Genomic DNA, 24,008 nt, shown 5'->3' on the forward strand with positions numbered 1-24,008 from the left:
GTCCGCGGAACGTCACGCGGTTCCGGGATTCCCGCTCACCCGGTCCTCAAGCCGTCGAAGCGGGTGGTGTGCGCAACGTGGCCCGAATTCGTGCGGGCACCACGAACAACAAGGTCCTCGCACATGAACATCAGTCCCGTTTGGAGCATTGGTTCGTGCGGGTACCCGCCGAATGGCGGCACGAAAGTCACACCGGACCGGAGGCACATGTCCACGCTCAAGGACGTCAAGCTCGAACTGGGCGACGACATCGCGGAGGTGCGCAGAGCGCGGAACTGGCTCCGCAGGCAGCTCGTGGACCTGAACGCCGATCATGCCGAGGACGTGGTCATGGTCGCGGACGAGCTGGTGTCGAACTCGCTGCGGCACGGAACAGCACCCCGGGAGATCCGCCTGGTGCGGCAGCACGCCTCCCTCCGGATCGAGGTGGACGACGGGTGCGGGACGCCGGCTCACACCCGGCCTCCGTCGGTCCACGGCGGCAGAGGACTGATGTTGGTCAGCGCTGTCGCCGGCGGCTGGGGACAGCTCACCAAAGGCGACGGGAAAACCGTGTGGGCCGAGTTCGCGTTCTCGCGGAATTCCGTGCATCGGCCCGATGTCGCCTCACCAGAACACATTCGCGGCGGCGGACTCGACGTGGCAATCGTGGAATAGCACTGGTTCAGCGGACCACGCCTCCACTCGATTAGAGTTCCGAACCGACAGCAGCCACGTCGCAGGTAGGAGTGCGGTGGGAGACGAGGAGTCGCCGAAGCCGTCCGGGACGGCGAGGGGACCGCTGGACGAGGCTCGCGAGAACGCCCTGCACGCCACGGGGTTGACCGCGCGCCCGGACAACGGGATGGACCGGTTCGCGCGTCTGGTCGCGAACCTCCTCGGCGTCCCGGTCGCGCTGGTCTCGCTGGTCGAGCCGGACCGTCAGGTGTTCCCCGGTCTCGTCGGGCTCGGCGAGCCGTGGGCGAGCACCCGCACCACGCCGCTGTCGCACTCGTTGTGCCAGCACGTCGTGCGCTCAGGCCGCCCGCTCGTGCTGCACGACACCGAAGCGGACCAGAACTGGCATGCGCACCCCGCGGTGACCGATCTCAAGGTCGCCGCCTACGCCGGCATGCCGCTGACCGACGACGACGGCAACGTTCTGGGCTCCCTGTGCGCGATCGACACCTCGCCTCGCGAGTGGACCGACACCCAGCTGCAGAACCTGGTCGACCTCGCCGCCGCGTGCAGCGCCGAACTGCGGTTGCTGATCGTGTCTCGCCGCGTCGAGGCGGCCCACGCTCGCGCCAGCGCGCTGTCCGAGCAGACCCAGGTCGCGCTGACCCGCGCCGAACTGCTGCTGCGTGCCGCCAACGACCTGGCCAACACCACCGGTCTCGGCCAGGTTCGCAGGCAGGTCCGCGACCTGATCACCGGCGATCTCAAACCTCACTACGTGGGCCTGACCATCATCGAGGGCAGACGGCTGAGACGTCTGATCGACGAGGACAACGACGCCGCGGCCATGGAACGCAGCTACGAGCGCTACAGCCTCGACGACGCGTGGCCGACCGCCCGCGCGGCCCGTGACAACACCACGGTGATCGTCCAGGGAACCGAGGACCTGGTCACGGGCGGATACAGTCGCGACGCCGTCGAGGCCTGGGCCATGCTCGACCTGCACACCGCGATCTGCGTGCCGCTTCCCGGCGCATTCGGCCCTCTGGGCACGCTCGTGATCGGCTGGGACACCCACCACAAGCTCGACGCGGTGGAACGCGCCATCGTCACGGCCCTGGCCGGCTACACCGCCCGCGCGATCGAACGCGCGATCTTCGTCGACCACCGCATCACCGTGGCCAGACAGCTGCAGCAGGCCATGCTCACCGAACTCCCGGTGATCGACGACCTCGAGGTGGCGGCGCTCTACCGACCCGCCGCCACCGGTGACCTGGTCGGCGGCGACTGGTACGACGCCTTCCCTCTTCCCCGCACCTCCGGCCACCCCCAGGACCAGGCCACCCTGGCGGTGACGATCGGCGACATCACCGGCCACGACACACGGGCCGCCACGAAAATGGGCCAGGTTCGCAGCATGCTGCGGCAAGCAGACCTCGACCACCCCGGTGCCGGCCCGGCGCGAGTCCTCTCCGCGCTCGAACACGCCAACCTGGCGCTGGGCGTGAACGCCTCCGGCACCCTCGTGCACGCCCACCTGCGACCGGCGGACGCCGGCTGCTGGGACCTGACCTGGACCAACGCCGGACACCCGCATCCCCTGCTGCGCCATCCGAACGGTGACGTCGACGTCCTCGGCGGCCACGGCATCATGCTCTTTCCCGGCATGGCGCCATCACAAAGGGCCACCTACCAGGTCACGCTCACGCCAGGCACCTGCGTCCTGTTCTACACGGACGGCCTCATCGAGAAACCCGACCGCGGCCGTGACATCGACGAGGGCACCGAACAAGCCATCGCCGTCCTCGGCCGGCACGGGCTACGGCCTCTGCCGGAGCTCCTGGAGCTCCTCACCGCCGGGGTCGGCGGCGCAGACGGCGACGACGACATCGCGCTGCTCGTCGTGCGCGTCCCGTGACACCTGGCGCGCACCGGTTCGGCGTTCGGCAGCCAGTCGTCACCGCGGCAGGACGACGACACCGTCCTCGTCGCTGTAGACCTCGGCTCCCGGAGTGAAGGTGGCGCTGCCGAACGTGACGGGGACGTCGCGTTCGCCGGCGCCGGTCTTGGTGCTCTTGCGCGGGTTGGAGCCGAGGGCTTTGACGCCGATGTCCAGCGCCGCCAGGGCGACGACGTCGCGCACCGCGCCGTTGATCACCACACCGGCCCAGCCGTTGGCGGTCGCGATGCCCGCGATGACGTCACCCAGGAGCGCGCGATGCAGTGAGCCGCCACCGTCGACGACGAGCACCCGCCCTTCCCCCGGCTCACTGAGCACGGACTTGAGCAGGGCGTTGTCCTCGTGGCAGCGAACGGTCACGGCGGGTCCGCGGAAGCGGGTGCGTCCGCCGTACTGGCGCAGCTGCAGGTCGCACGAGTCGAGGGCGTCGCCGAACTCGTCGTACAGGTCCGCGGTCGCGAAGGTGTCAGGTGTCATCTCGGGCGTCTCCGTTGTCGGTCGGTGGTCGGTCGTTCTGCTGAAGGCGGCCCGCGGCGACTCCGGCGGCGGTCAGTCCCACCGCTGTCAGCACGAGGACTCCGGATGCTCCGCCGCCTGCCGCGAGCAGACCTGCCGCGCTCGGCACGACGACCTGGCCGACGCGGTTTCCGGTGAGGCGCAACGACATGGCGCGGCCTCGCAGGCCGGGCGGGGTCGACTCCGCGAGCCAGGACATGGTGAGCGGCTGGCCGACGCCGAGACCCAGGCCGATGACGAGGACCACGAGGCCGAGCAGCCACACCGGCATGGGCACCGCCGCCGCGACGAGACCGGCGGCGGCCAGCGCGATGCTGCCCACCAGCAGGGCGCGCCGCCCGAGCCAGGCGGAAAGCCGTCCCAGGAACAGCCGCGACCCCATCGACGCCACGGCCCGCAGGGTGAGCAGCACGCCGACCGCGCCGGAGGCGATCCCGCGTTCGGCACCCAGTGCGGGCAGGTAGACCAGGGTGATGTCGACGGCCGCGATCACGACACAGCTGACCGTGAGGGCGCGCAGGAGTCCTGGACGGCGCAGGAGGTCGCGCAGGCCCGCCGGTTCACCGTCCTCAGTGGCCGGACGATCGGTGGCGGGCGGGCGCAACGCGACCGTGACGCCCAGCAGCACCACGGTGATCGCGATCGTGACGCCGAAGATCGCGCCGGTGTGCGGGATCGTCTGAGCGCCACCGAACAACAGGATCAGCCCAGGGCCGACGGCCTGACCGAGCGAGGCGGCGAACGTGTAGTAGCCGAACGCGGCGTCGTAACGGTGCGGTGCGGTCACGTTCGCGACGAGCGCCTGTTGTGCGACGACCGAGCACAGGTGGCCGGTGCCCAGCAGCACGCTGCCGGCCAGCAGGCCCACCACCCCGTCGCCGAGGAACGCGAACACTCCGGCGGAGGCGGACATCAGCACGGCGCCCGCGAGCAGCACCCGGCGTTCGCCGAGGCGGTCGACGGCCTGCCCGGACGGGATGGCCAGCACCAGCGGTGCCACCGCGAACGCGGCCGAGAGCACCCCCAGCCAGGCTGACGGCACACCCAGTTCCAGCGCCCGGTAGGTGGAGGTGGGACGCAGCACGAACGTCACGAGCTGGACGATCACGGTGTGTCCGAGCAGGAGGACCAGCAGTCCGCGAGCCGGTCGCTCGCCGGCGCCGCTCAGGGCAGCGCGCGAGGTGTCGCGGTCGGGCTCACGCCCAGTCGTGACGCGGCCTTCGCGCCGAGGCTGGTCGAGATGTGCTGGTGCATCACGGCCGCGGCCGCGTCGGAGTCGCCCGCGATGACGTGCTCCACCAGCTGGTGGTGTTCCACGGTCTTCTGATCGCGTTCTTCCTCGCTGCGCACGACCTCCAGGCCGAGCCTGCGGTAGCGGTCCGCCTTGTCCCACAGGCCGTCGAGGGTCGTGATGAGCAGGTCGTTGTGCGACGCCCGGTAGAGCGCGGTGTGGAAGCGCCGGTGCGCGATCAGGTCGTCGACGCCGGGGTTGCTCAGCAGCGGCTCCACCCCCTTCACCGCCGCGCGGATCTCCTGGATGTCGGCCTTGGTGCGCCGCTGCGCCGCGAGCGCGACCGCGAGCGGGTCGAGGGATCGGCGCAGCTCCAGCAGGTCGCGCGCCTCCTCCGCGGTCAGCTCGGTGACGCGGGCGTCGCGGTGGGCGTCGAGCTCGACCAGCCCTTCGGACTTCAGCCGCCGCAACCCCTCCCGCAGCGGCGTCGTGCTTATGCCGATGGCGCGCGCCAGCGTCGCCTGGTTGAGGACCTCCCCCGGCTCGAACTCGCCGGACAGGATCTTCTCGCGCAGGGTCGTGTACGCGAAGTCGCTCTTCGTCATGAGGGGTTCGGCGGGCTCCGCCATCACAGGACCTCCCTCGGGCTTGGTTATAACCTACACCGATTGGAGGGGTTTTCACCAGGCGATCACGCCGGACCGCAGGGGCCACACAGCGTTCGAAGTTGTGATTCGATCAGAAAAAAGCCTGTTCAAAGGCTTGTCGATCTCTCCGCTCGCGATCTCTGGAGCTCATCTTCGGTTGGCGGATATAGATTATAACCTGTCCGGAGTGCTCACCGGCAGTTCGTACGCCACCGGCGTCACGGGCCCCTACGTGCCCGGCCAGCGCAGCGGCTGCGGGCACCTCGTCCTCGCGCTGCGCGTCGACGCCGTCATTGACCCGGACGACTTCGGGCGCCGCGTCGACGACCTGATCACCATCACCAAGGCGGTGCCGAAGGCCACCGGGGTCGACGAGATCTTCCACCCCGGCGAGATCGAGGCCAGAGTCGAGGCCTTGTCCCACCAGACCGGTATCTCGCTCCCCTCCAAGACCCTCGACGAGTTGCGTTCGCAGCGGACCCGACCTACGTGTGCGTTCATCATGAAGGCTTACCCAAGTTGTTGCGCTCTACTTTCTGTGGGTTCAATAGACCTGGAAGAGCTACCGACATCGACGGACAAGGTCGCACGTGGACGGACGAGCCGCCCGATGGGCCGGGCAGCGGGAGACACGCCGCGCCGAGGTCGTGGCGGCCGCCCTGCTCGCCATCGCCGAGCACGGTCCGCAGGTGTCGACCGAGCAGATCACCGAACGTGCCGCCATCGCGCGTCCGACGCTGTACCGGCACTTCACCGACGCCGACGACCTCTACGACACCGTCGCCCGCCGGATCGGCGAGCTGCTGATCAGCGAACTGACGCCCACGATGGTCAGTCCTCGCGGCAGCGCACGCGAGATCATCTCGCGCATCGTGCGCACCTACGTGGCGTGGTTCGCCCAGAACGACCGCCTGTACCAGTACCTGGTCTCCCGGTCGCTGGGAACGCAGACCGGCGAGCAGCAACCGGCCACCGCGGTGCGCCTGAACATCGGCGAGCAGCTGCGCGAGTTGCTGGCGGCGTACATCTCCCTGCTCGGCGGCGATCCGCGCATCGCGGACCCGCTGGCCTTCGGACTGATCGGCATGGTCGAGACGGCGGCGGTGCGCTGGGTGACGGCGCCCGAGCCGCTGCTCGATCACGACGACCTGGTCGCTCATCTGTCCGGATGGGCGTGGGGCTCGCTCGACGTGGCGCTGTGCGCGATCGGGGTGCGGCTCGACCCGGACGTGCAGCTTCCCGAACTCCCCCACAGGCACGGCTGAACGCGCACCTCGCGGACGCGGAGCCACGCCGCGCGCAGATTCGTGGAAGCGTCCAAGTTACTGCTACAGTCATGTAGCTCTTACCTCAAGATTGACCCGTACGGCTTAGCCGGACCCACCTGAGTGGCGGAACCATGAGCGAGCCGAACAACCAGCAGTGGCTGGACGACGCGGCACAGCAAGCCCGAGAACTCATCGCCTCCCTTCACCGGGAAGGTCTGGCGCTGCTCCACGAGGTGCAGCGCCGGAATCCCGGCTCACCGTCTCGAACCCCATCACCGCTCCCCGCTGCCGCGGTGGACAGTCAGGACGCGCAGGACATGGCTCGGTTCGGCGGTTTTCTGTGACCTTGATGTATTCCGCGGCCTGCCGGGTGCTCGCCGCGGACGCGACTCCCGTGTTCCGGGAGGGCCTGCGGACTGTCGTTCAGCGCACGATCGGCCTGGAGTGGGCCGGCGGCACGGACCATCCCGACGTCATCCGGGACAGCGTGCGCACCGCGCGACCGCACGTGGTCATGCTCGACAGTGCGATCGACCCGCGCAGTCTCCTGACCCAGGAGCTCGTCACGACCAGCCCCCAGGTCCGGGTGGCCGTCCTCTTCCGCGAACGCGACCACACCCCCGCTTCCCTCCAGCTGGCCAGGGAAGCCGGAGCGCACTGCCTGCTCAGCAGGGAGACCGACCCGTCGATGATCGTCCGCGCGATCCTCCAGACGCCACTGGCCGGCCAGTACGTCGATCCCAGTCTCGCGCTGGTCCTCAACACCGCTCCACGACGCCGGCAGGCAGGTCCCGGACACGAGGTGCTCACCCCGCGGCAACGCCAGGCACTCGCGCTCGTCGCCGAGGGCAAGAACGACCAGGACATCGCGCTGAACCTCAACGTCACCGTGGCCACCGTGAGAACCCACGTCCAGCAGGTCCGGCGGCGCCTCGGCGCCCACGACCGCGCCCACGCCGTCGCACTGGCCTACCACGTGGGGATCCTCCCGATAGCGCACCCGTGAGCGTCAGCCCTGGCATCCACACCCGGAAGCGGACTTCGCTTCCGCCACGGTGAGGCCGGCGTCGACCGGCTGCTCCGCGGTCGTGCAGCAGGCGCTCACGCCACAACACGAGTTCGTGCCCGCCGCCGGGGACGGGGAGCCGGCGGGTTCGAGACCGAGCGGCTTCACCGCACGGACGATCGCGGAGTGCATCCCGTCGGCGGCCTGGAACGCCGGGGTGATCTCGACGTCGGTGAAGCCCGCGGCTTCGAGACCTTCGCGGTACTCGGTGAACGTGAGCGCGCCCGCGATGCAGCTGACGTAGGAACCGCGTTCGGCGCGCTCGGCCGGAGTGAGGTGGTCGTCGGCGACGACGTCGGAGATGCCGAGGCGTCCGCCGGGACGCAGGACGCGGAGTGCCTCGGCGAACACGGCGGGCTTGTCGACGGAGAGGTTGATGACGCAGTTGGAGATGACGACGTCGATGGTGCCGCCGGGCAGTGGGATGGCCTCGATGTCGCCCCTGAGGAACTCGACGTTGGTGGCACCTGCCTTCTCCGCGTTGGCCAGGGCGAGGGCGAGCATCTCGTCGGTCATGTCCAGTCCGTAGGCCTTGCCGGTCGGACCGACGCGGCGCGCGGAGAGCAGGACGTCGATGCCGCCGCCGGAGCCGAGGTCCAGGACCCGCTCGCCCTCGCGGAGCTCGGCGACCGCGATGGGATTGCCGCAACCGAGCGACGCCGCGACCGCCTCGGCGGGCAGTTCGTCGCGCTGAGCCGCGGGGTACAGCGTGGCGCCGAAGTTCTCGTCCACCTCGACGGCCTCCGGACCGCAGCACCCACCTCCGCCTTCGGCCACGGCAGTGGCAGCCGCGGCGTAGCGGGCTCGGACTGACTCGCGCAGTGCGGTCTGCTCGCTCATGAGGGGCACTCCTCCAGCTTGTATTGAAGTCTGTCTATGTGATGTTTGCACCGCAGGGGAAGAGGAGTCAATATTGAAAGATGTCGAAGCAAGAGTCGGGCTGCTGCGAGCCGCTGTCGGAGGAGCCGCTCGCCGTGGAGCAGGCGGCGGAGCTGTCGCTGATGTTCAAGGCACTCGGCGATCCGGTACGCCTGCGGTTGCTGTCGATGATCGCCTCACGCCCGGACGGCGAGGTCTGCGTGTGCGAGCTGACGCCGGCGTTCGAGCTGTCGCAGCCGACGATCTCGCACCACCTGAAGCTGTTGCGGCAGGCTGGTTTGGTGGATTCGGAGCGCCGGGGCACGTGGGTGTACTACCGGGCGCGGCCGGAGACGACCGACCGGATGGCCGCGGTGCTGAGCAGCGTCGCCGGCGAACGGAGTGCCGTCACGGCCTGAGTGTCAGCTCAGCGCCGCGGAGATCTTCGCGACCGTCGCCTTCGCGGTCGGTCCGACGCCGATGAGGGTCGCGGACGCGGGTCCGGTCCAGCTCCCGTAGCCGAGCAGGTGCAGGCGTGGCTCCTCGGCCGCGGTCGTGCCCTCGACGGCAACGCGGCCTTCGGCGTTGCGCACCTGCAGCGCGGCGAGGTGGCCGAGAACCGGCCGGAATCCGGTGGACCACACGACGACGTCGGCGTTGGCGAGCGCCTCCGCGTCCACGGGGGTGGCGACGAGCAGTCCGCGGTCGCGCGCCTCGCGGACAGGAGGAACCGCGACGATGTCGCCGAGCTCGCCGACACCGCCACGTCGTGTGGCGATGTCGAACAGGGCCTTGCCGTCGATGTCGTCGGGCATGTAGCGCGGTGGCCGGCGGGTCATCCAGGTCAGGTCGGCGTGCGGGACGAGGTCGGCGGCGATCTGGGCGCCGGAGTTCCCGCCGCCCACCACCACGACCTTCCTGCCCGCGAACTCGAGCGGGTCGCGGTAGTCGGCGGTGTGCAGCTGACGGCCCGGCAGGTCCATCAGCGGGCGGAACGGCCGCCACCAGGTGCCGGTCGCGCTGATGACGTGCCTTGCGGCCCAGGTCCCGGAGTCGCTGCGCACCAGCAGTCCGTCCCCGTCGCGACTGACCGAACCGACCTGGACGGGCCGGTGGACCGGGATGTCGTAGCGCTTCTCGTAGGCGGCCAGGTAGTCCACGACGTGCCGCGCGGTCGGGTAGCCGTCCGGGAAGGGCGGCATCGGCCAGCCGGGCAGCGAGCTGTGGCGGGCGACGGAGAACAACCTCAGCGAGTTCCACGTGAGCGGCCACGCTCCGCCGGGAGCCGGTCGCGCGTCCAGCACGACGTGGTCGATCCCGGCTCGGCGCAGGTAGAAGGCGGCGGCCAGACCTGCCTGGCCGCCGCCGATCACCACGACGTCAGACCTGGGCACGGGCCACCCATCGACGGCGCAGCCACAGGCTCACGTAGACCAGCCCCACGAGCACCGGCACCTCGATCAGCGGCCCGACCACGCCCGCGAGCGCCTGGCCGGAGGTCACGCCGAACACGCCGATCGCGACGGCGATGGCGAGCTCGAAGTTGTTGCCCGCCGCGGTGAACGCGAGCGTGGTCGTCCGTTCGTAGGACAGCCCGGAAGCCTTGCCGAGCGCGTACGAACCAGCCCACATGATCGCGAAGTAGACCAGCAGCGGCAGCGCGATCCGGGCGACGTCCAGTGGACGGCTGGTGATGGTCTCGCCCTGCAGCGCGAACAGGACGACGATCGTGAACAGCAAGCCGTACAGGGCGATCGGGCCGACGCGGGGCAGGAACTCCGACTCGTACCAGTCCCGCCCGCGCGACCGCTCTCCCAGCTTGCGGGACAGGTAGCCCGCGGCGAGCGGAATGCCGAGGAAGATCAGCACCGAGGTGGCGATCTGCCAGGCGGAGAAATCGACGGAGGCGGTGTCGAGGCCGAGCCAGCCGGGCAGCAGGTCGAGGTAGAACCAGCCGAGCACGCCGAACATGACGACCTGGAAGACGGAGTTGAGCGCGACGAGCACCGCGGCGGCTTCGCGGTCGCCACAGGCGAGGTCGTTCCAGATGATGACCATCGCGATGCAGCGGGCGAGCCCGACGATGATCAGGCCGGTCCGGTACTCGGGCAGGTCCGCGAGGAAGATCCACGCCAGCGCGAACATCAGCGCCGGGCCGAGAACCCAGTTCAGCACCAACGACAACACCATCGTGCGGCGGTCGCGGGTGACGGTGTCGAGCTTGTCGTAGCGGACCTTCGCGAGCACCGGGTACATCATCAGCAGCAGGCCCAGGGCGATGGGCAACGACACCTCACCGACCTTCACCGCGTCCAGGACCCCCTGCAAGCCGGGGACGAACCTACCGAGCACCAGGCCCGCGACCATGGCGACGCCGATCCACACCGGCAGCAACCTGTCCAGGAAGGACAGTTCGCGCAGCACGTCCGGTGCATCGGTTTCCTTGGTGCTCAACAGGTTCTCCTGGTTCTGGGCAGGCGTCATCGCCCGATGCCGAGCATCGGGCGTGGTCAGGTCAGTCGCAGCAGGCGCTGCTGTCGCGCAGCGGTCCTCCCGGCGCGAGCACGGCGGCGAGGGTGTCGATGGCGGCGTTGTCGACGCGGTACCAGCTCCACGTCCCGCGCCGTTCGCGACTGAGCACACCGGCCTGCACGAGGATCTTCAGGTGGTGGCTCAGCGAGGACTGCGGCATCTCGAACTGGTCGGCGAGGTCGCAGAAGCACGCTTCCTGGCCCTCGGTCCGCCGCACGAGCCCGACCAGCTCGACCCGGATCGGATCGCCGAGGGCCTTGAACAGGCGTGCGGCGGTCGTCGAGTCGAGCAGCGTCTGGTCCGGGCCCGTCATGACGAACACCATAGCGGCCTGGATTGACAAAAGTCGATACACGCGATGTGATCTGCATCGACGAACTCCGGTCCAAGGAGCCCGGCTGCGACCTGCCGACCGAGATCAAGCCGTGAAGAAGGAGAGCGCCGTGTCCGCCACCCCAGAGGTGCTGTTCGTCTGCGTCCACAACGCGGGCCGCTCCCAGATGGCCGCCGCACTGCTGCAGCACCACGGCATGGGCCGCATCGCGGTGCGCTCGGCCGGTTCCGCGCCCGCCGAGGTGGTCAACCCCGCCGCTGCCGCCGCACTCGCCGAGTGGGGCCTGGACATCACCGCCGAGGTGCCCTCGAAGCTCACCACGGCCGACGTCGAAGCCTCCGACGTGGTGATCACGATGGGCTGCGGCGACACCTGCCCGGTGTTCCCCGGCAAGCGGTACCTGGACTGGCAGCTCGACGACCCGGCCGGCCAGGGCGTCGACGCCGTGCGGCCCATCCGCGACGACATCGACCGCCGGGTCCGCGGCCTGGTCGCCGAACTGCTCGACTAGGTGCTGTCCTGGCGCGGCACGCTGGCGGTCGACAACACGGCCGCCAGCACTCCGATCAGCCCGAGGACGACGAACACCGCCGGGTAGCCGCCGAGCACGGCGGCCAGGGCGCTGCCCGCCCACGGCGCGATGGCGGCCGTGAGCATGACCGGCGCGGTCAACAGGCCGTTGAGCTGTCCGTAGTGCACGGCGCCCCAGCGGTCGGTGATCGCGGTCGCCTGTACCAGCGTGAAGATGCCGCGCGTGACCCCGGCGAGGACCGAGCCCGCGATCAACAGCAGCGCGGGGCCGGGCACCACGCCGAGCAGCGCGGTGACGACGGCGCTGACCAGGAGGATCAGCACCGTGCGGGCGCGCACCGACGTCTTCGCGGCGAGCCTTGCGTAGCCGAGCCGGCCGAGCACCTGACCGACCCCGCCCAGGCCGAGCGCGAGCGCGGCGGCCGAGGTCGTCATGCCGCGTTCGGTCAGCAGCGGCACGAGGGCGATCACGACGGCGTACACGCTGAACGCGGCCAGGCTCATCGCGACCACCAGCACCAGGAACGGCCTGCTGCGCGCGACCGCGGACGGCGTGTGGGCGGTCTCGTGCTCGACCGCCGGCCACGGTAGCCGCAAGCCGAACAGGTGCAGCGGAATCGTCGTGACAGCGACGAAACCGGCCAGGACGAGGTAGGTGCCGCGCCAGCCGAGGTGCTCGTTGAGCACGGCGGTCAATGGCGCGAACACGGTGCTGGCCAGCCCTGCGACCAGGGTGAGCGCGGTCAGCGCGGACACCCGGCGCGACCCGTACCAGCGGGTCAGCGCGGCGAACGCGGGTGCGTAGAACACCCCGGCCATCGCGACACCGGCCAGCAGCCACGCGGCGGTGAACAACGCCGGCGAACGCGCGCTCGCCAGGGCCAAGAGCGCGAGGACAGCCACGACCGAGCCGGTGGTCATGATGGCGCGGGGACCGTGCCGGTCGAGCAGCCTGCCGACCGGGATGCCGACCAGGCCCGCGACGATCTGGCTCGCGGAGAACCCGGCCGTGATCGCCGCGTGCGACCAGCCGGAGTCCGAGCTGATGGTGGGCAACAGCACGGGGAAGGCGTAGTAGAGCACGCCCCAGCTGACGATCTCGGTGACGCACAGGACGACCAGCACGCGGCGCGGCCCGGCGTCGAGGCCGGGCCGCGCCGTCGCGGTGTCAGCGGGCACTGGGTGCGAGGCCGATCGTCACGTCGACCGTCTCCGGTGCTCCGCAGCAGCCGCCGCCGTCCTTCTGCTCGTCCGGCGCGTCGAACACGCCCGCGCCCCCGCACACCCCGGTCTCCGGCAGCACGAGCTCGACGCGGCCCGCTGCCTCGTGGTCACCGGCGATCGCGGCCACGACCGAGCGGGCCTGCTCGTAGCCCGTCAGCGACAGGAACGTCGGCGCACGGCCGTAGCTCTTCATGCCGACCAGGTAAACACCCGGCTCCGGGTGCCGCAGCTCGTTTTCACCATGTGGGTAGACGGTGCCGCACGAGTGGACGTTCGGATCGATCAGCGGCGCGAGCTTCGTCGGCGCCTGCAACACCGGGTCCAGGTCCAGCCGGATCTCCGACAGCCACGACAGGTCGGGCCGGAAGCCGGTCAGCACGACGACCTCGTCCACCCCTTCGACACGGTCGCCGTCAATGGACTCCAGGCTGAGCCTGCCGTCGTCGCCCCGCCGCACCGCGGCGGTGCGGAATCCCGTGACGGTCTCGACGTACCCTGCCTCCGCGGCCTTCTTCGCCCGCAGGCCCAAGGCACCTCGTGCGGGCAGCTGGTCGGCGTCGCCGCCACCGAACACGGCGCCCACCGCACCGCGGCGCAGCAGCCACACGATCTTCGTGCCGGGCTCCTGCTCGGCCAGGTCCGCGAGCGCGATCAACGCGGTCAGCGCGGAATGCCCACTGCCCGCGACCGCGACGCGCTTGCCCGCGTAACGAGCGCGTTCGGCGGCCAGGTCGGGCACTCGGTAGTTGATCTGCGCGGCCGCCGAGCCCTCCCCCGCCGCGGGCAGACCGTCACCGCCCAGCGGGTTCGGCGAGCCGAACGTGCCGGACGCGTCGATCACCGCCCGAGCGACGACCCGCTCCTCCCCGGCGGTGGTCCGGACGTGCACGGTCAGCGGCTCGTCCTCCCGGCCTGCGTCCACGACACGATCACGCCCGCGCCGTGCGACACCCACGACGCGCGCCCCGAACCGCACCCGGTCGCCCAGGACCTCGGCCAGTGGCGTGAGGTAGAGATCCGCCCACTCCGCGCCGGTCGGGTAGGTGTCGGCGGCGGGGCGTGCCCATCCCGCCGCGACGAGCAGGCGCTCGGCGGCAGGGTCGACGAGCTCGCTCCACCGGGAGAACAGCCGGACGTGGTTCCACTGCGACACGGCCGCACCGGCGCGCTCGCCCGCCTCCAGCACGAGCACTCGCTCGCCCCGCTCGACCAGGTGCGCCGCCGCGGACAAACCCGCAGGTCCGGCACCCACTACGACGACTGGCAACTCACTCACGACACACCCCTTGAATCGAAGGATTTCAAATCAACGAGCCGGACTGTATCGACCGGGATCGATTGACGCAACCATCGATCTGCGTCGATACTCCAGCCATGACGACCACCGCGCCGACCGTGCTGCCCGCCGAGGACGCCGCGACCTACGCGGACTGGTTCGCGTGCCTGGCGGAGCCGACCCGAGTGCGCCTGCTGCACGCGGTGGCGACCGCGGGCCGCTCGATGACCGTCGGCGAACTGGCCGAGCTCGCCGGCATCAGCCAGTCCACCTGCTCGCACCACGTGCGCAGGCTCCTCGAGGTCGGCTTCTTCCGCCAGCACAGGGAGGGCACCGCGACGCACGTCAGCGTGAACCCGTCCTGCTGCACCGGCCTGCCGCACGCGGCCGACGTGGTCATGGGCGTGCTCGCTCCGCGCCCGTGCTGCCCGGACGACCTCCCGGCGGACGTGCTGGTCCGCCCGCTGGACAGCGCCGACTGGAACGCCGTCCGCCGCGTCTACGGTGAAGGCATCGCCACCGGTGACGCGACCTTCGAAACGGAAGTGCCCCTGCGCAGGGCGCTCGACGCCAGGTGGCTCCCGGACCACCGCTGGGTCGCCGAGATCGACGGCCGGGTCGCGGGCTGGGCCGCGCTGACCGCAGTGTCCACACGGGACTGCTACGCGGGTGTCGCCGAGACGTCCGTCTACGTGGGCGGGGACTTCCGCGGCCGTGGCGTCGGCAAGGCGCTGGTGCACAGGCAGGTCAACGCCGCCGACGAAGCCGGTCTCTGGACGTTGCAGACCTCGATCTTCCCCGAGAACCGCGCCAGCCTCGCCCTGCACCACTCCGCGGGCTTCCGCACCCTCGGCGTCCGTGAACGCATCGCGCGCCACCACGGCGTGTGGCGCGACACCGTCTTCCTCGAACGCCGCACCGCCGACTGACCATCACCTGTGGGCCATTCGTGACCGGCCATCACCACGAAGTCATGGCCCACAACACATCGCGGCGATGCATCACTCCATCCAACGATGCAGGCGCTACGCCAGCTTGATGAAGGTGGCGCCGAGGGCGGGAAACCACGACCGCGCCATGCCACCATGGTCGGGTTGGTGGCCGCTGGCCGAGGAAGTCACCTCGGCCGGACGAAGGCGAAGGGCAGGCTCCCGCGACGACACGTCACCCCGGCGGTGTGAGCGCCCGTTGTCCGTGATCGAGGACTCTCAGAGCTGGAGTTGACGTGGTGGAACGACGCATGCCGGTCGCGACGCACTGGGGAAGTTTCGTCGCCGTGGTCGATTCCGGCCGGCTGGTGCGAATCGAACCCCGGCACGACGACCCCGTGCCCTCGCCCATCGGCCCCGGAATGGTGACGGCCGCCGACGACGGCGCTCGCATCCTGCGTCCCGCTGTGCGCAAGGGCTGGCTGAACGGCGAACCCCGCGCCCACGGCTCGGCCAGAGGATCGGACGCCTTCGTGGAGGTGAGCTGGGAGCAGGCGATCACGCTGGTGAGCGATGAGCTCCGCCGAGTTCGCGCACAGCACGGGGACAGCGCGGTGTTCGGCGGGTCCTACGGCTGGGCGAGTGCGGGCAGGTTCCACCACGCGCAGGGACAACTCCACCGGTTCCTGGCGCTGGGCGGGGGCTATACCGACTCCCGCAACACCTACAGCACCGCGGCTTTGGAGGTCATCCTCCCCCACGTGATCGGCGGTCATCCGTGGAGCTACCAGAGCCGGATGCCCATGTGGGACGAGATCGCCGAGAACTGCGAGCTCGTGGTGGCGTTCGGAGGGCTGGCCCTCAAGAACAGCCAGATCAACCCCGGTGGCCTGGCCAAGCACCAGACGGAGACCCTGCAGCGCCGGTGCCGTGAGGCCGGAGTGCGGTTCGTCAACGTCAGTCCCCTCCGCAGCGACACCGCCGACTTCCTCGACGCCGAATGGCTGCCCGTCGTCCCCAACACCGACACCGCCGCGATGCTCGGCATCGCACACACGATGCTGGTCAACGGGTGGCACGACGAGGACTTCCTGAGCCGGTGCTGCGTCGGGTTCGACCGCTTCGCCTCCTACCTGACAGGCGAGCTCGACGGCGTTGCGAAGGACGCGGCCTGGGCGGCGGAGATCACGGGCATCGGTCGCGACACGATCACCGACCTCGCTCGCCGCCTCACCTCGCACCGATCGCTCATCATGGTCAACTACGCGGTGCAACGCGCGGACCACGGCGAACAACCGATCTGGATGTCCGTGGTGCTGGCCGCCATGACCGGCTCGATGGGCCGGCCCGGGTGCGGCTGGGGTGCGGGGTACGCGACGATGGACGCGACGGGCGTTGCCCCGGACCGGGCCTCCGTGGCGACGATCCCGGCGGTTCCCAACCCGGTTCCGGACTTCATCCCCGTCGCGAGGATCGCCGACAGCCTGCTGCGTCCGGGCGAGGTCATCGACTACGACGGCCAGCGCCTCACCCTGCCCGAGCTCCGTCTCGTCTACTGGTGCGGAGGGAACCCTTTCCACCACCACCAGGACCTCCACCGGCTGACCCGCGCCTGGCAGGCCCCGGACACGGTGGTGGTGCACGAAGCCTGGTGGAACACGACGGCCAAGTTCGCGGACATCGTCCTGCCCGTCGCCACCAGCCTCGAGCGTGACGACTTCGCCGCCGGATTCTCCGATCCCCACATCGTCGCGATGCCGAAGGTCCGCGAACCCGCGGGCGAGGCGCGGACCGATCACCAGATCTTCGCCGCCCTGGCCTCCCGGCTGGGATACGAGAAGGAGTTCACGGAGTCGCGCTCCGAGATCGACTGGGTCCGGCACCTCTACGAGCAGACGAGGGCCGAACTCGGCAGCGGCGCCGCTTTGCCGGACTTCGACGACTTCTGGCGAAGCTCCACCGTCGAGCTGCCGGCGTCGACAGGACCGTTTCCCGGCAGTTTCGAGGACCTCCGCTCCGACCCGCGGCGTTTCCCCCTGTCGACGCCGTCGGGCCGGATCGAGATCTTCTCCGAGGAGATCGACTCCTTCGGCTACGACGACTGCGCCGGGCACCCGAAGTGGTTCGAACCGACGGAGTGGCTCCGCGCCGGCCTGTCGGACCGGTTCCCGCTGCACCTGATCTCGAACCAGCCGGCCTCGCGCCTGCACAGCCAGTACGACAACGGCGGCCACAGCCTCGGTTCGAAGATCGGTGGACGCGAGCCGGTGACGCTCAACCCGTCGGACGCCGCCGCGCGCGGCATCGAGAACGGCATGATCGTGCGGGTCCACAACGACCGCGGCAGCTGCCTCGCGGGCACGATCCTCTCCGACGCCGTCATGCCGGGCGTCGTACAGCTGTCGACGGGAGCATGGTGGGACCCGGTCCAGCCGGGCGTGACCGGGACGATGGACCGCCACGGCAACCCGAACGTCCTCACCGCGGATCGGCCTTGCTCACGCCTGTCCCAAGGACCGAGCGCCCACAGCGCGCTGGTCGACGTCGAGCGCTACGACGGACCCCTCCCCGACGTGCTCGCCTTCACACCACCAAGCTTCGTTACTCCAACAGAAGTAAGGCACGGTGATCGGCACCACCCGAACGAACGACCTGATTTCCCCTTCGGGTCACGCCGCTGGACCCCCGCGCACGGGCTTGAATACGTTGCGCGGTCATGACTGCAGTCCAGGATCTCAAGTATCGCCAGTGGTTCAACGGCGCGGACGTCGACGGCGACGGCGTGATCACCCGTCGGGACGTCCGTTTGATGGGCGAGCGCTACATCGCGGCCCGCGGTGCCGCACCGGAGTCCACGACCGCCCGCCGGCTCACCGACGGGCTGGACGCGTTCTGGGCCAACGTGATCGCACCGATGGACCAGGACGGTGACGGGAAGGTCGACCTGCGAGAGATGACCGAGGGGTTCAGACGGGCGCTGGCCGATCCCACCCTGTACCCGCAGCAGGTCGGACCGGTGGCCGACTGCTACTTCGACCTGATCGACCTCGACGGTGACGACAGGGTCGACCGGGAGGAGTTCGGGGAGATCTTCAGAATGGCCGGCAACGTGCCTTCCGAGGACTGTGCCGCGGTCTTCGAGGCGTTGGACCTGAACGGCTCGGGCGGGCTGGATCGCACCGAGTTCCACCAAGCCCTCACGGAGTTCTTCTACGGCGACGACCCGGACTCCCCTGCCACGCACCTGTTCGGCAAGATCGCCGGCTGACCGGCCGCGCCGTGCCCCGCCGACATGCTCGCCCGCATGTCGGCGGTGCCGGTCTGGACGACGTCCATCTGGCAGTCGACGGCATGTAGGCAAGTCGTCACCGCAACATCAACGAGTGCCGACCGCCTCGTCTAGGAAGCCGCCGGACTGGTGGCGCCACAGCTTCGCGTACGTCCCCTCGGCGTCGAGCAGTTCCGCGTGCGTGCCCTGTTCGACGATCCGGCCCCGGTCGAGCACGATCAGCCGGTCCATCTGCACGACCGTGCTCAACCGGTGCGCCACGACGATCGCGGTACGGCCGGCCATGAGCCGCCACAGCGCCTCCTGGACCAGCACCTCGCTCTCCGAGTCCAGCGCGCTCGTCGCCTCGTCCAGCAGCAGGACCGGCGCGTCCCGCAGGATGGCGCGAGCCAGCGCGACCCGTTGCCGCTGTCCGCCGGACAGTTTGATGCCGCGTTCTCCGACCATCGTGTCGAACCCGTCGGGCAACGCGTCCGCGAACTCCGTCACGTGCGCGGCCCGCGCGGCGCGGTGGATCTCGGCGTCGGTGGCGTCCGGCCGTGCGAACGCGATGTTCTCGCGCAGCGTCCGGTGGAACATGGCCGGGTCCTGCGGCACGTACCCGATCAGGCCGCGCAGGTCGGCCTGGCTCATGCGGGCGATGTCCTGGCCGCCGATGAGGACACGGCCCCGATCGACGTCCATCAGCCGCAGCAGCAGCCGGGTGAGCGTGGTCTTGCCGCCGCCGGAACGGCCGACGAGCCCGATCCGCGTCCCCGCAGGGATGTCGAGGTCGAGCCCGTCGAACAACGGCTCTCCGCCGCCGTGCGTGAACACGACGTTCTCGAACCGGACCCGGGAGTCCTTCACGCACAACGGTTCCGGGTGTTCCAGGTCGGTCACCGTCGGCGGGTCGAGCAGCAGTTCGGTGAACTGGGCCGCCTCGGTGAGCGCACTCTCCATCTGCCGGTAGATCTGGTTGAACTCGAACATGATGCGCGTCGCGTTCCCGAAGTAGGCGAACGTCACCACGATCGCCTCCACGCCGAGCCCGTCGCTGACCCCGATCGCGACCACGAGCCCGAGCACGTTGGTGAGCACGGACAGCGGCGCGATCACGGTGTCGATGCGCAGGTTGCTGTAGTCCCAGGACCGCAGTGCCAGCGTTCGCTGCTTCGCAGCCCTGGTCCGGTGCTCCGCGCCCTCACGCCGCTCCGCGGCGAACGCCCGCACCGTCTCCATGTTCGTCAGCGTGTCCGAGACGTGGCCGGACACCTGGGCGATGGCGGCCTCGCGCTGGGCGACCAGCCGCTGGCGTTGGCGGATGAGCGGCGCGACCGCGAATCCCGTGACCAGGATCAGGCCGATCAGCACCGCGACGAGCATCGGGTCGTAGCTCCACAGCACGACGCACGCGAAACTCAGCGGGATGACGTTGGCGAAGATCTTGAACGCCAGCGTGTCCACGAAGTTCTCGAAGCGGAAGGAGAAACTCAGCACCCGTTTGGTGAGCGACCCGGCGAAGTTGTCGTGGAAGAACGCCGCGTCCTTCCTCAGCAGCTCGTCCATCGCGAAGGCCGACAGGTTCTCGATCCCGCGGCCGTCCAGGCGGTTGAGGCAGTGCAGGCCGATGCGCCACAACAGTTCCGAGAGCAGCATGAAACCGCCGAAGGCCAGCACGTACGGCAGGACGGCGCCGAGGCCGGTGCCGCCGCCACTCGCCAGCCTTCCCACGAGACCGCCCACCGCCAGCGGCGCGAGATAGAGCTGACACGTGACGCCCAGCGCGGGCAACACAAGAGCGCCCGCGGAGATGAGCCCGTGGCGCCGAACTTCCTTTCCGTACAGGCGCAGGGCGAGCGGCACCGCGTTCTTGCGGACAGGCCTTTCCGATCCTGACACGACCATCGCCCCCCTTCGACCCCGCCGGCTTCCTCATGCTGCCGCAGAAAGTCGGTCGGCAGCGATCGAATATCGGCGCGGACAGGCGATCTCCGTGCTAGGGCCGTACAGCCGAGGCGGAATTCCGCTCGCGTCAGGATGATCGGGAGTGCCGTGCCACCGACCGCACGCCCTGCTGCTCCGGCACGACGTCGACGAGCTCGCTCCAGGTGATCGCGGCGCACGCATCGGCTCGGAGTGGGCCGGCGGTGTGACGGTCGGCGTCGGCGGGTACCCGGAAGGTCGAACCTACGGGAGTGAGCCCATGCGTGGCGACATCGAGACCTATTTCGAAGACGGCCGGTGGAAGAACAAGGTCGAGGGGAACGACGTTCCTTCCAGCGTCCACCTGACCAAGGAGGACGCGCGCACGAACGGCCGTGAGATGGCCATCTCGGCCGCGGTGGACCACACCGTCCGCGACCGGGACGGCTCGGTCGGCGAGCACGAGGTCTACCCCCGCGGAAGCGACCCGCGCACTCTCCCCCGCTGAGTCTCCCGCGAGCGACGCGACTGTCTTGTGCCGGTGGCGTTTCCGCCGTCCGGCTGAGCCGGACCGGCCCGGTTCGCGACACCATCCACAGTGGACTTCGAACGCCGCGGTCGGACACGCGGCAGAACAGTGGCGTTGAGACATCGAAGAATCGGTGAACGACGAACGGCCGCCCAAGGCATCTCCCCGGATCACGGGAAGGGTTCGAACGGGTGCCGTCGTGGTGGCGTGCCTGCTCGCGCTGTTCGCGGCGGCTCTCCTCGTGGTGCTCGGCATCGGCCAGGCGGGGGTGGCGCTGCTGGGCGCCCTCGGCTGGACGGTCGCCCTCGCCGCGCGTCTGCCGGCACTCGGTTCGGCGGGGAGGCTGCACGCCGTCCGGCGTCGCGACACCATCACCGCCACCGCCTCCGGAGTCACCGACGAGGTGATCCGTCTCGCGCTGGTGCTCGTCGCCGTCGGCGGTGCGGAGTCCGCGCTCTGGGCGGGTTTCGGCTGGGCGCTGGCTCAACTCGTGTTCATCGCCGCCAACGAGCTCACGACCTTCAACTGGCCCATTGGGCGGAACGCGGCCGAACAGCTGAAGGCCCAGGGCGGGTTCGTGAGCACGCATCCCGCGCACAGCGGTGTTCGCGGTCTCACCGCCATCTCGTTCCACCTGGGCGCCACCCTGCTGCTGGCCGCCGGACCGTGGTGGGTGCTCGCGACGGCCTCCGCGCACGTCCTGGTGAACCTGAGCTCCGCGAGGTGGGCGCGGACGAGGCTCGTCCCGGTCGAGGTGTTCAGCGCCACGACGGGTCTCGCGCTGCTGCTGGCCGGTCTGTTCGCCGCGGAGGTCCTCGGCTGACGCGACGGGGTCCGCGATCCGCTCGGGCGACTCGCCTGTTCGCTCTCGCGCGAAGTGAACCTCGGTCGTGCGGGAAGAGGTGTACTGTTCGGCCAGAGGTGGTCGCGCATCGCGCCCCCGGATCCTTCTCGTCGTGCGTTCTCCGGCTCGGCAAGTACCGCCATGACCGCGCCCACGACACGAAGCAACTCGGAATCGACGAGAGCGTCCTCCTGTCCTGTCATCGAACGGAAAGAACCCCCGTGACCCTCTGCCCGGCGAACGACCTGTTCAGCCATCCCGAAGCGCACCAGTCCGACGCCACGCCCGCTTCCCCGGACCCCGCTCGTCCGACCTGGACGAACCTGTTCCAGGAGCCCGTTCCCTCCCCGCGGACGTCCTCGGACCACTGAGCGGACGACCGTCCACAGTGGTCCCCAGCGGGACGAACCGGCCGGGCGCGACGCCGACACGCGGGACGACCTCGCGGTGACCGCCACTTCTTCCCCTCTGGATCCCGCCGGGCCCGAAGGCGTGCGGATCCAGGCGAACAGTGCCTTTCCAGACAAGGGATGTCCCCATGACCGGGGCCGGAACCGGCCCGGCAGGCCGGAACGGGCCCATCGGCGGACGCGGCGCGACAGCGAACCCGTGCGCGCAGTAGGCTGGTCATGTTGATCCTGATGCGGTCACGCAAGGCGTGGGCCCAGACCTCGCTACGTCCAGGAAAGACTGGGAGCAGTCGACGTGGTGAAGGAGCCTGGTGTCAGTCGTAGGCGATCGGTCGTGGTCCGGTGGTGTGACCACAGGTGCATGATCCTGACAGACCCCATCGGCCCCTGAGCCACGCGCGGGCGGCCGTGATGGCCGCGCTCGGTCACAACGAGAGCAGGCTGCACACCTTGGCCCGCGTGATCCGCACGTGCGTCGACGTGCTTCCCGTCGACGGTGCCTCGGTCTCGGTGATGAGCGGCCCGCGGGAGCGGGAGACGTTGTATGCCAGCGACAAGGTCGCAGCGCAGATCGAGGACATCCAGTTCAGCCTGGGCGAGGGCCCGTGCTTCGAGGCGTTCGCCACCCGCAGGCCCGTGCTCGTTCCGGATCTCCCCCGGGCATCGGCCGCCGAATGGCCCATGTTCGCGGCGGAGATCGACCGGCTGCCCATCGGTGCGATCTTCGCCTTCCCGCTGCAGGCGGGCGCGATCGGCATCGGCGCGATCGACCTCTACCGGACCCGGCCCGGCTGGCTGTCGGGCGACGAGCTCGCCGTCGCGCTGGAGGTCGTCGACGTGGTGGCCGCGGTGCTGCTCGGTCTCCTGCTGGGCGAGGTCGACGACAGCGACGGACTGCGGGGCGCGATCTCCCCTGGACGTGAGCAGGTGCACCAGGCGACGGGAATGCTCGTCGCCGCCTTCGACATCTCCGCGGAGGAGGCGTTGGCCCGTTTGCGCGGCTACGCCTTCGTCGCGGAGAAGTCGGTGGAGGAGGTCGCCAAGGACATCGTGACGCGCCGGATCTCCCCGAAGGAGCTGGACGGATGACCGCGATCGCGGCGGTGCCGACCCCGGCCCGGCAGCACTACCGTCGGACGAAGAAGACAGGAGCTGTTTGATGAACGGTATGGCTTCTTCCGGTACGAAGCGCGAGTCGCAGCTGCTGCGCGCGTTCGTCGAGCTGGCGGACACCCTGGTCGACGACTACGACGTGGTCGACCTGCTGCACCGCCTGGTCGACCACTGCGTGCACCTCCTGGACGCGACAGCGGCCGGGTTGATGCTGTCCGACCAGCGCGGCGGCCTGCGGGTGGTGGCCTACTCCACCGCCGCGCCCCAGATGCTCGAGCTGTTCCAGCTGCAGGCGAGCGAGGGTCCCTGCCTGGACTGCGTCCGCGGCGGCGAACCGGTGCTCGTCGCCGATCTGGCGCAGGAGACCCAGCGCTGGCCCCGCTTCGCGCCGCTCGCCCTGCAGGAGGGTTTCGCCTCCGTGCACGCGGTGCCGATGAGGTTGCGGCGCGAGACCATCGGGACGCTGAACCTCTTCCGCCGCGAGACGGGTCTGCTGAGCCAGGAGGACCTGCTGGTCGTGCGGGCCCTGGCGGACACGGCCACGATCGGCATCCTGCAGGAACGCGCCATCCGGCGCAGCGAGGTCCTCACCGAGCAGCTGCAGACCGCGTTGAACAGCCGGGTCGTCATCGAGCAGGCCAAGGGTGTGCTCGCGTTCGCCGGGAACCTGGAGATGGAGCAGGCCTTCCACGCGTTGCGCGGGTACGCGCGGGACGGTGGGCGCCGCCTCGCCGACGTCGCGCGGGAGCTCGTCGTCGGAGAGCTTCGCCCCGCGGACTTCCTCGGAGCCGGGAGCCTTCGCACCGAACAGTGACGCGGCCGGCCCGCTGGAACGCCCGAGCGCATCCCGACGTCGCGTGTCGAACAACCCTCGGGTGGGTAGTCTGAG

At 70.0% G+C, this 24,008-nt stretch carries 25 protein-coding genes and 1 pseudogene; 16 read left to right on the forward strand and 10 right to left on the reverse strand.

All coding sequences use genetic code 11. The features are described 5' to 3' along the window. The first annotated feature begins 207 nt into the window (after window positions 1-207). Window positions 208-657 carry an ATP-binding protein gene (locus ACWF7A_RS06775; protein WP_452249453.1) on the forward strand — a complete coding sequence of 150 codons (450 nt, stop codon included), beginning with the start codon at window positions 208-210 and terminating at the stop codon, window positions 655-657. Between the two features lie 76 nt (window positions 658-733). Next, window positions 734-2,575 (forward strand): GAF domain-containing SpoIIE family protein phosphatase, encoded by a 1,842-nt coding sequence (locus ACWF7A_RS06780; protein WP_452249454.1) that lies wholly within the window; start codon window positions 734-736, stop codon window positions 2,573-2,575. 39 nt (window positions 2,576-2,614) lie between these two features. Here ACWF7A_RS06780 and rraA read toward each other — a convergent pair whose 3' ends face one another. Genes rraA through ACWF7A_RS06795 form a run of 3 tightly spaced genes read right to left on the reverse strand, consistent with a single transcriptional unit; the run spans window position 2,615 to window position 4,993 of the window. Then, entirely contained in the window at window positions 2,615-3,094 is a 480-nt protein-coding gene (gene rraA, locus ACWF7A_RS06785) for a ribonuclease E activity regulator RraA (protein WP_452249455.1), read from the reverse strand. Further along, window positions 3,084-4,241, reverse strand: a complete 1,158-nt coding sequence (locus tag ACWF7A_RS06790) for an MFS transporter (protein WP_452249456.1) — start codon at window positions 4,239-4,241, stop codon at window positions 3,084-3,086. The genes rraA and ACWF7A_RS06790 overlap by 11 nt, the downstream gene beginning before the upstream one ends. 56 nt (window positions 4,242-4,297) lie before the next feature. Further along, window positions 4,298-4,993, reverse strand: coding sequence for a GntR family transcriptional regulator (locus tag ACWF7A_RS06795; RefSeq protein ID WP_452249457.1), 696 nt, complete (start codon window positions 4,991-4,993; stop codon window positions 4,298-4,300). Here ACWF7A_RS06795 and ACWF7A_RS06800 point away from each other — a divergent pair. From ACWF7A_RS06800 to ACWF7A_RS06815, 4 genes and pseudogenes are all read left to right on the forward strand, one after another. Next, a pseudogene (locus tag ACWF7A_RS06800) lies at window positions 4,968-5,417 on the forward strand (Ldh family oxidoreductase); the annotation flags it as partial. The gene ACWF7A_RS06795 and the pseudogene ACWF7A_RS06800 overlap by 26 nt on opposite strands. Window positions 5,418-5,601: 184 nt before the next feature. Then, a complete protein-coding gene (locus ACWF7A_RS06805) occupies window positions 5,602-6,276 on the forward strand; it encodes a TetR/AcrR family transcriptional regulator (protein ID WP_452249458.1) in 675 nt (224 codons plus the stop codon). Window positions 6,277-6,410: 134 nt separating this feature from the next. Beyond that, complete coding sequence (locus ACWF7A_RS06810; RefSeq protein WP_452249459.1) at window positions 6,411-6,623, forward strand: hypothetical protein; 213 nt, start codon at window positions 6,411-6,413, stop codon at window positions 6,621-6,623. 5 nt (window positions 6,624-6,628) lie between these two features. Then, window positions 6,629-7,285: a response regulator transcription factor gene (locus tag ACWF7A_RS06815; protein WP_452249460.1), complete on the forward strand. Its 657-nt coding sequence runs from the start codon at window positions 6,629-6,631 to the stop codon at window positions 7,283-7,285. A 3-nt stretch (window positions 7,286-7,288) separates the two neighbouring features. Here the strand turns inward: ACWF7A_RS06815 and arsM are convergent, their stop codons facing one another. Then, complete coding sequence (arsM, locus tag ACWF7A_RS06820; RefSeq protein WP_452249461.1) at window positions 7,289-8,185, reverse strand: arsenite methyltransferase; 897 nt, start codon at window positions 8,183-8,185, stop codon at window positions 7,289-7,291. An 80-nt stretch (window positions 8,186-8,265) separates the two neighbouring features. On the opposite strand from arsM, the gene ACWF7A_RS06825 reads away from it, so the two are divergent. Next, the gene (locus tag ACWF7A_RS06825) at window positions 8,266-8,622 is read left to right on the forward strand and encodes an ArsR/SmtB family transcription factor (protein ID WP_452249462.1); all 357 of its coding nucleotides are present in this window, start codon (window positions 8,266-8,268) and stop codon (window positions 8,620-8,622) included. Window positions 8,623-8,625: 3 nt separating this feature from the next. On the opposite strand, the gene ACWF7A_RS06830 is transcribed toward ACWF7A_RS06825, so the two are convergent. The 3 genes from ACWF7A_RS06830 to ACWF7A_RS06840 are packed head-to-tail and all read right to left on the reverse strand — an operon-like array spanning window position 8,626 to window position 11,048. Continuing rightward, on the reverse strand, window positions 8,626-9,597 hold the full coding sequence (locus tag ACWF7A_RS06830; RefSeq protein WP_452249463.1) for an ArsO family NAD(P)H-dependent flavin-containing monooxygenase: 972 nt from the start codon (window positions 9,595-9,597) through the stop codon (window positions 8,626-8,628). Beyond that, window positions 9,584-10,687: an ACR3 family arsenite efflux transporter gene (gene arsB, locus ACWF7A_RS06835; RefSeq protein ID WP_452249464.1), complete on the reverse strand. Its 1,104-nt coding sequence runs from the start codon at window positions 10,685-10,687 to the stop codon at window positions 9,584-9,586. The genes ACWF7A_RS06830 and arsB overlap by 14 nt, the downstream gene beginning before the upstream one ends. 31 nt (window positions 10,688-10,718) lie before the next feature. Next, on the reverse strand, window positions 10,719-11,048 hold the full coding sequence (locus ACWF7A_RS06840) for an ArsR/SmtB family transcription factor (RefSeq protein WP_452249465.1): 330 nt from the start codon (window positions 11,046-11,048) through the stop codon (window positions 10,719-10,721). A gap of 130 nt (window positions 11,049-11,178) precedes the next feature. Here ACWF7A_RS06840 and ACWF7A_RS06845 point away from each other — a divergent pair, with 130 nt between their 5' ends. Continuing rightward, window positions 11,179-11,580, forward strand: coding sequence for an arsenate reductase ArsC (locus tag ACWF7A_RS06845; protein ID WP_452249466.1), 402 nt, complete (start codon window positions 11,179-11,181; stop codon window positions 11,578-11,580). On the opposite strand, the gene ACWF7A_RS06850 is transcribed toward ACWF7A_RS06845, so the two are convergent. Together ACWF7A_RS06850 and ACWF7A_RS06855 are read right to left on the reverse strand one after the other, a co-directional pair. Further along, window positions 11,577-12,779, reverse strand: coding sequence for an MFS transporter (locus tag ACWF7A_RS06850; RefSeq protein ID WP_452249467.1), 1,203 nt, complete (start codon window positions 12,777-12,779; stop codon window positions 11,577-11,579). The genes ACWF7A_RS06845 and ACWF7A_RS06850 overlap by 4 nt on opposite strands. After that, entirely contained in the window at window positions 12,769-14,100 is a 1,332-nt protein-coding gene (locus ACWF7A_RS06855) for an FAD-dependent oxidoreductase (protein WP_452249468.1), read from the reverse strand. The genes ACWF7A_RS06850 and ACWF7A_RS06855 overlap by 11 nt, the downstream gene beginning before the upstream one ends. A gap of 98 nt (window positions 14,101-14,198) precedes the next feature. On the opposite strand from ACWF7A_RS06855, the gene ACWF7A_RS06860 reads away from it, so the two are divergent. The 3 genes from ACWF7A_RS06860 to ACWF7A_RS06870 all read left to right on the forward strand — a co-directional run bounded on the left by ACWF7A_RS06860 (window position 14,199) and on the right by ACWF7A_RS06870 (window position 18,297). Next, window positions 14,199-15,029 carry a helix-turn-helix domain-containing GNAT family N-acetyltransferase gene (locus ACWF7A_RS06860; RefSeq protein WP_452249469.1) on the forward strand — a complete coding sequence of 277 codons (831 nt, stop codon included), beginning with the start codon at window positions 14,199-14,201 and terminating at the stop codon, window positions 15,027-15,029. 296 nt (window positions 15,030-15,325) lie between these two features. Next, on the forward strand, window positions 15,326-17,749 hold the full coding sequence (locus ACWF7A_RS06865; RefSeq protein WP_452249470.1) for a molybdopterin-dependent oxidoreductase: 2,424 nt from the start codon (window positions 15,326-15,328) through the stop codon (window positions 17,747-17,749). After that, on the forward strand, window positions 17,746-18,297 hold the full coding sequence (locus ACWF7A_RS06870; protein ID WP_452249471.1) for an EF-hand domain-containing protein: 552 nt from the start codon (window positions 17,746-17,748) through the stop codon (window positions 18,295-18,297). The genes ACWF7A_RS06865 and ACWF7A_RS06870 overlap by 4 nt, the downstream gene beginning before the upstream one ends. A gap of 108 nt (window positions 18,298-18,405) precedes the next feature. Here ACWF7A_RS06870 and ACWF7A_RS06875 read toward each other — a convergent pair whose 3' ends face one another. Continuing rightward, complete coding sequence (locus ACWF7A_RS06875; RefSeq protein ID WP_452249472.1) at window positions 18,406-20,199, reverse strand: ABC transporter ATP-binding protein; 1,794 nt, start codon at window positions 20,197-20,199, stop codon at window positions 18,406-18,408. A 148-nt stretch (window positions 20,200-20,347) separates the two neighbouring features. Here ACWF7A_RS06875 and ACWF7A_RS06880 point away from each other — a divergent pair, with 148 nt between their 5' ends. The 5 genes from ACWF7A_RS06880 to ACWF7A_RS06900 all read left to right on the forward strand — a co-directional run bounded on the left by ACWF7A_RS06880 (window position 20,348) and on the right by ACWF7A_RS06900 (window position 23,933). Then, window positions 20,348-20,731, forward strand: coding sequence for a DUF2188 domain-containing protein (locus ACWF7A_RS06880; protein WP_452249473.1), 384 nt, complete (start codon window positions 20,348-20,350; stop codon window positions 20,729-20,731). Between the two features lie 154 nt (window positions 20,732-20,885). Further along, on the forward strand, window positions 20,886-21,575 hold the full coding sequence (locus ACWF7A_RS06885) for a hypothetical protein (protein ID WP_452249474.1): 690 nt from the start codon (window positions 20,886-20,888) through the stop codon (window positions 21,573-21,575). Window positions 21,576-21,817: 242 nt separating this feature from the next. Then, on the forward strand, window positions 21,818-21,967 hold the full coding sequence (locus ACWF7A_RS06890; protein WP_452249475.1) for a hypothetical protein: 150 nt from the start codon (window positions 21,818-21,820) through the stop codon (window positions 21,965-21,967). Window positions 21,968-22,417: 450 nt separating this feature from the next. Continuing rightward, the gene (locus ACWF7A_RS06895; protein ID WP_452249567.1) at window positions 22,418-23,095 is read left to right on the forward strand and encodes a GAF and ANTAR domain-containing protein; all 678 of its coding nucleotides are present in this window, start codon (window positions 22,418-22,420) and stop codon (window positions 23,093-23,095) included. Between the two features lie 79 nt (window positions 23,096-23,174). Next, on the forward strand, window positions 23,175-23,933 hold the full coding sequence (locus ACWF7A_RS06900; protein WP_452249476.1) for a GAF domain-containing protein: 759 nt from the start codon (window positions 23,175-23,177) through the stop codon (window positions 23,931-23,933). Window positions 23,934-24,008 lie beyond the last annotated feature (75 nt).

Source organism: Lentzea sp. NPDC055074 (genome assembly GCF_053608005.1).

What these genes read in the sequence shown, in the direction of transcription:
- ACWF7A_RS06775 (WP_452249453.1), top strand. Translation starts at nt 208, where the DNA reads ATGTCCACGCTCAAGGACGTCAAGCTCGAACTGGGCGACGACATCGCG.
- ACWF7A_RS06795 (WP_452249457.1), bottom strand. Translation starts at nt 4,993, where the DNA reads ATGGCGGAGCCCGCCGAACCCCTCATGACGAAGAGCGACTTCGCGTAC.
- ACWF7A_RS06825 (WP_452249462.1), top strand. Translation starts at nt 8,266, where the DNA reads ATGTCGAAGCAAGAGTCGGGCTGCTGCGAGCCGCTGTCGGAGGAGCCG.
- ACWF7A_RS06900 (WP_452249476.1), top strand. Translation starts at nt 23,175, where the DNA reads ATGGCTTCTTCCGGTACGAAGCGCGAGTCGCAGCTGCTGCGCGCGTTC.
- ACWF7A_RS06895 (WP_452249567.1), top strand. Translation starts at nt 22,418, where the DNA reads ATGGCCGCGCTCGGTCACAACGAGAGCAGGCTGCACACCTTGGCCCGC.
- ACWF7A_RS06860 (WP_452249469.1), top strand. Translation starts at nt 14,199, where the DNA reads ATGACGACCACCGCGCCGACCGTGCTGCCCGCCGAGGACGCCGCGACC.
- ACWF7A_RS06810 (WP_452249459.1), top strand. Translation starts at nt 6,411, where the DNA reads ATGAGCGAGCCGAACAACCAGCAGTGGCTGGACGACGCGGCACAGCAA.
- ACWF7A_RS06870 (WP_452249471.1), top strand. Translation starts at nt 17,746, where the DNA reads ATGACTGCAGTCCAGGATCTCAAGTATCGCCAGTGGTTCAACGGCGCG.
- rraA (WP_452249455.1), bottom strand. Translation starts at nt 3,094, where the DNA reads ATGACACCTGACACCTTCGCGACCGCGGACCTGTACGACGAGTTCGGC.
- ACWF7A_RS06840 (WP_452249465.1), bottom strand. Translation starts at nt 11,048, where the DNA reads ATGACGGGCCCGGACCAGACGCTGCTCGACTCGACGACCGCCGCACGC.
- arsB (WP_452249464.1), bottom strand. Translation starts at nt 10,687, where the DNA reads ATGACGCCTGCCCAGAACCAGGAGAACCTGTTGAGCACCAAGGAAACC.
- arsM (WP_452249461.1), bottom strand. Translation starts at nt 8,185, where the DNA reads ATGAGCGAGCAGACCGCACTGCGCGAGTCAGTCCGAGCCCGCTACGCC.
- ACWF7A_RS06815 (WP_452249460.1), top strand. Translation starts at nt 6,629, where the DNA reads ATGTATTCCGCGGCCTGCCGGGTGCTCGCCGCGGACGCGACTCCCGTG.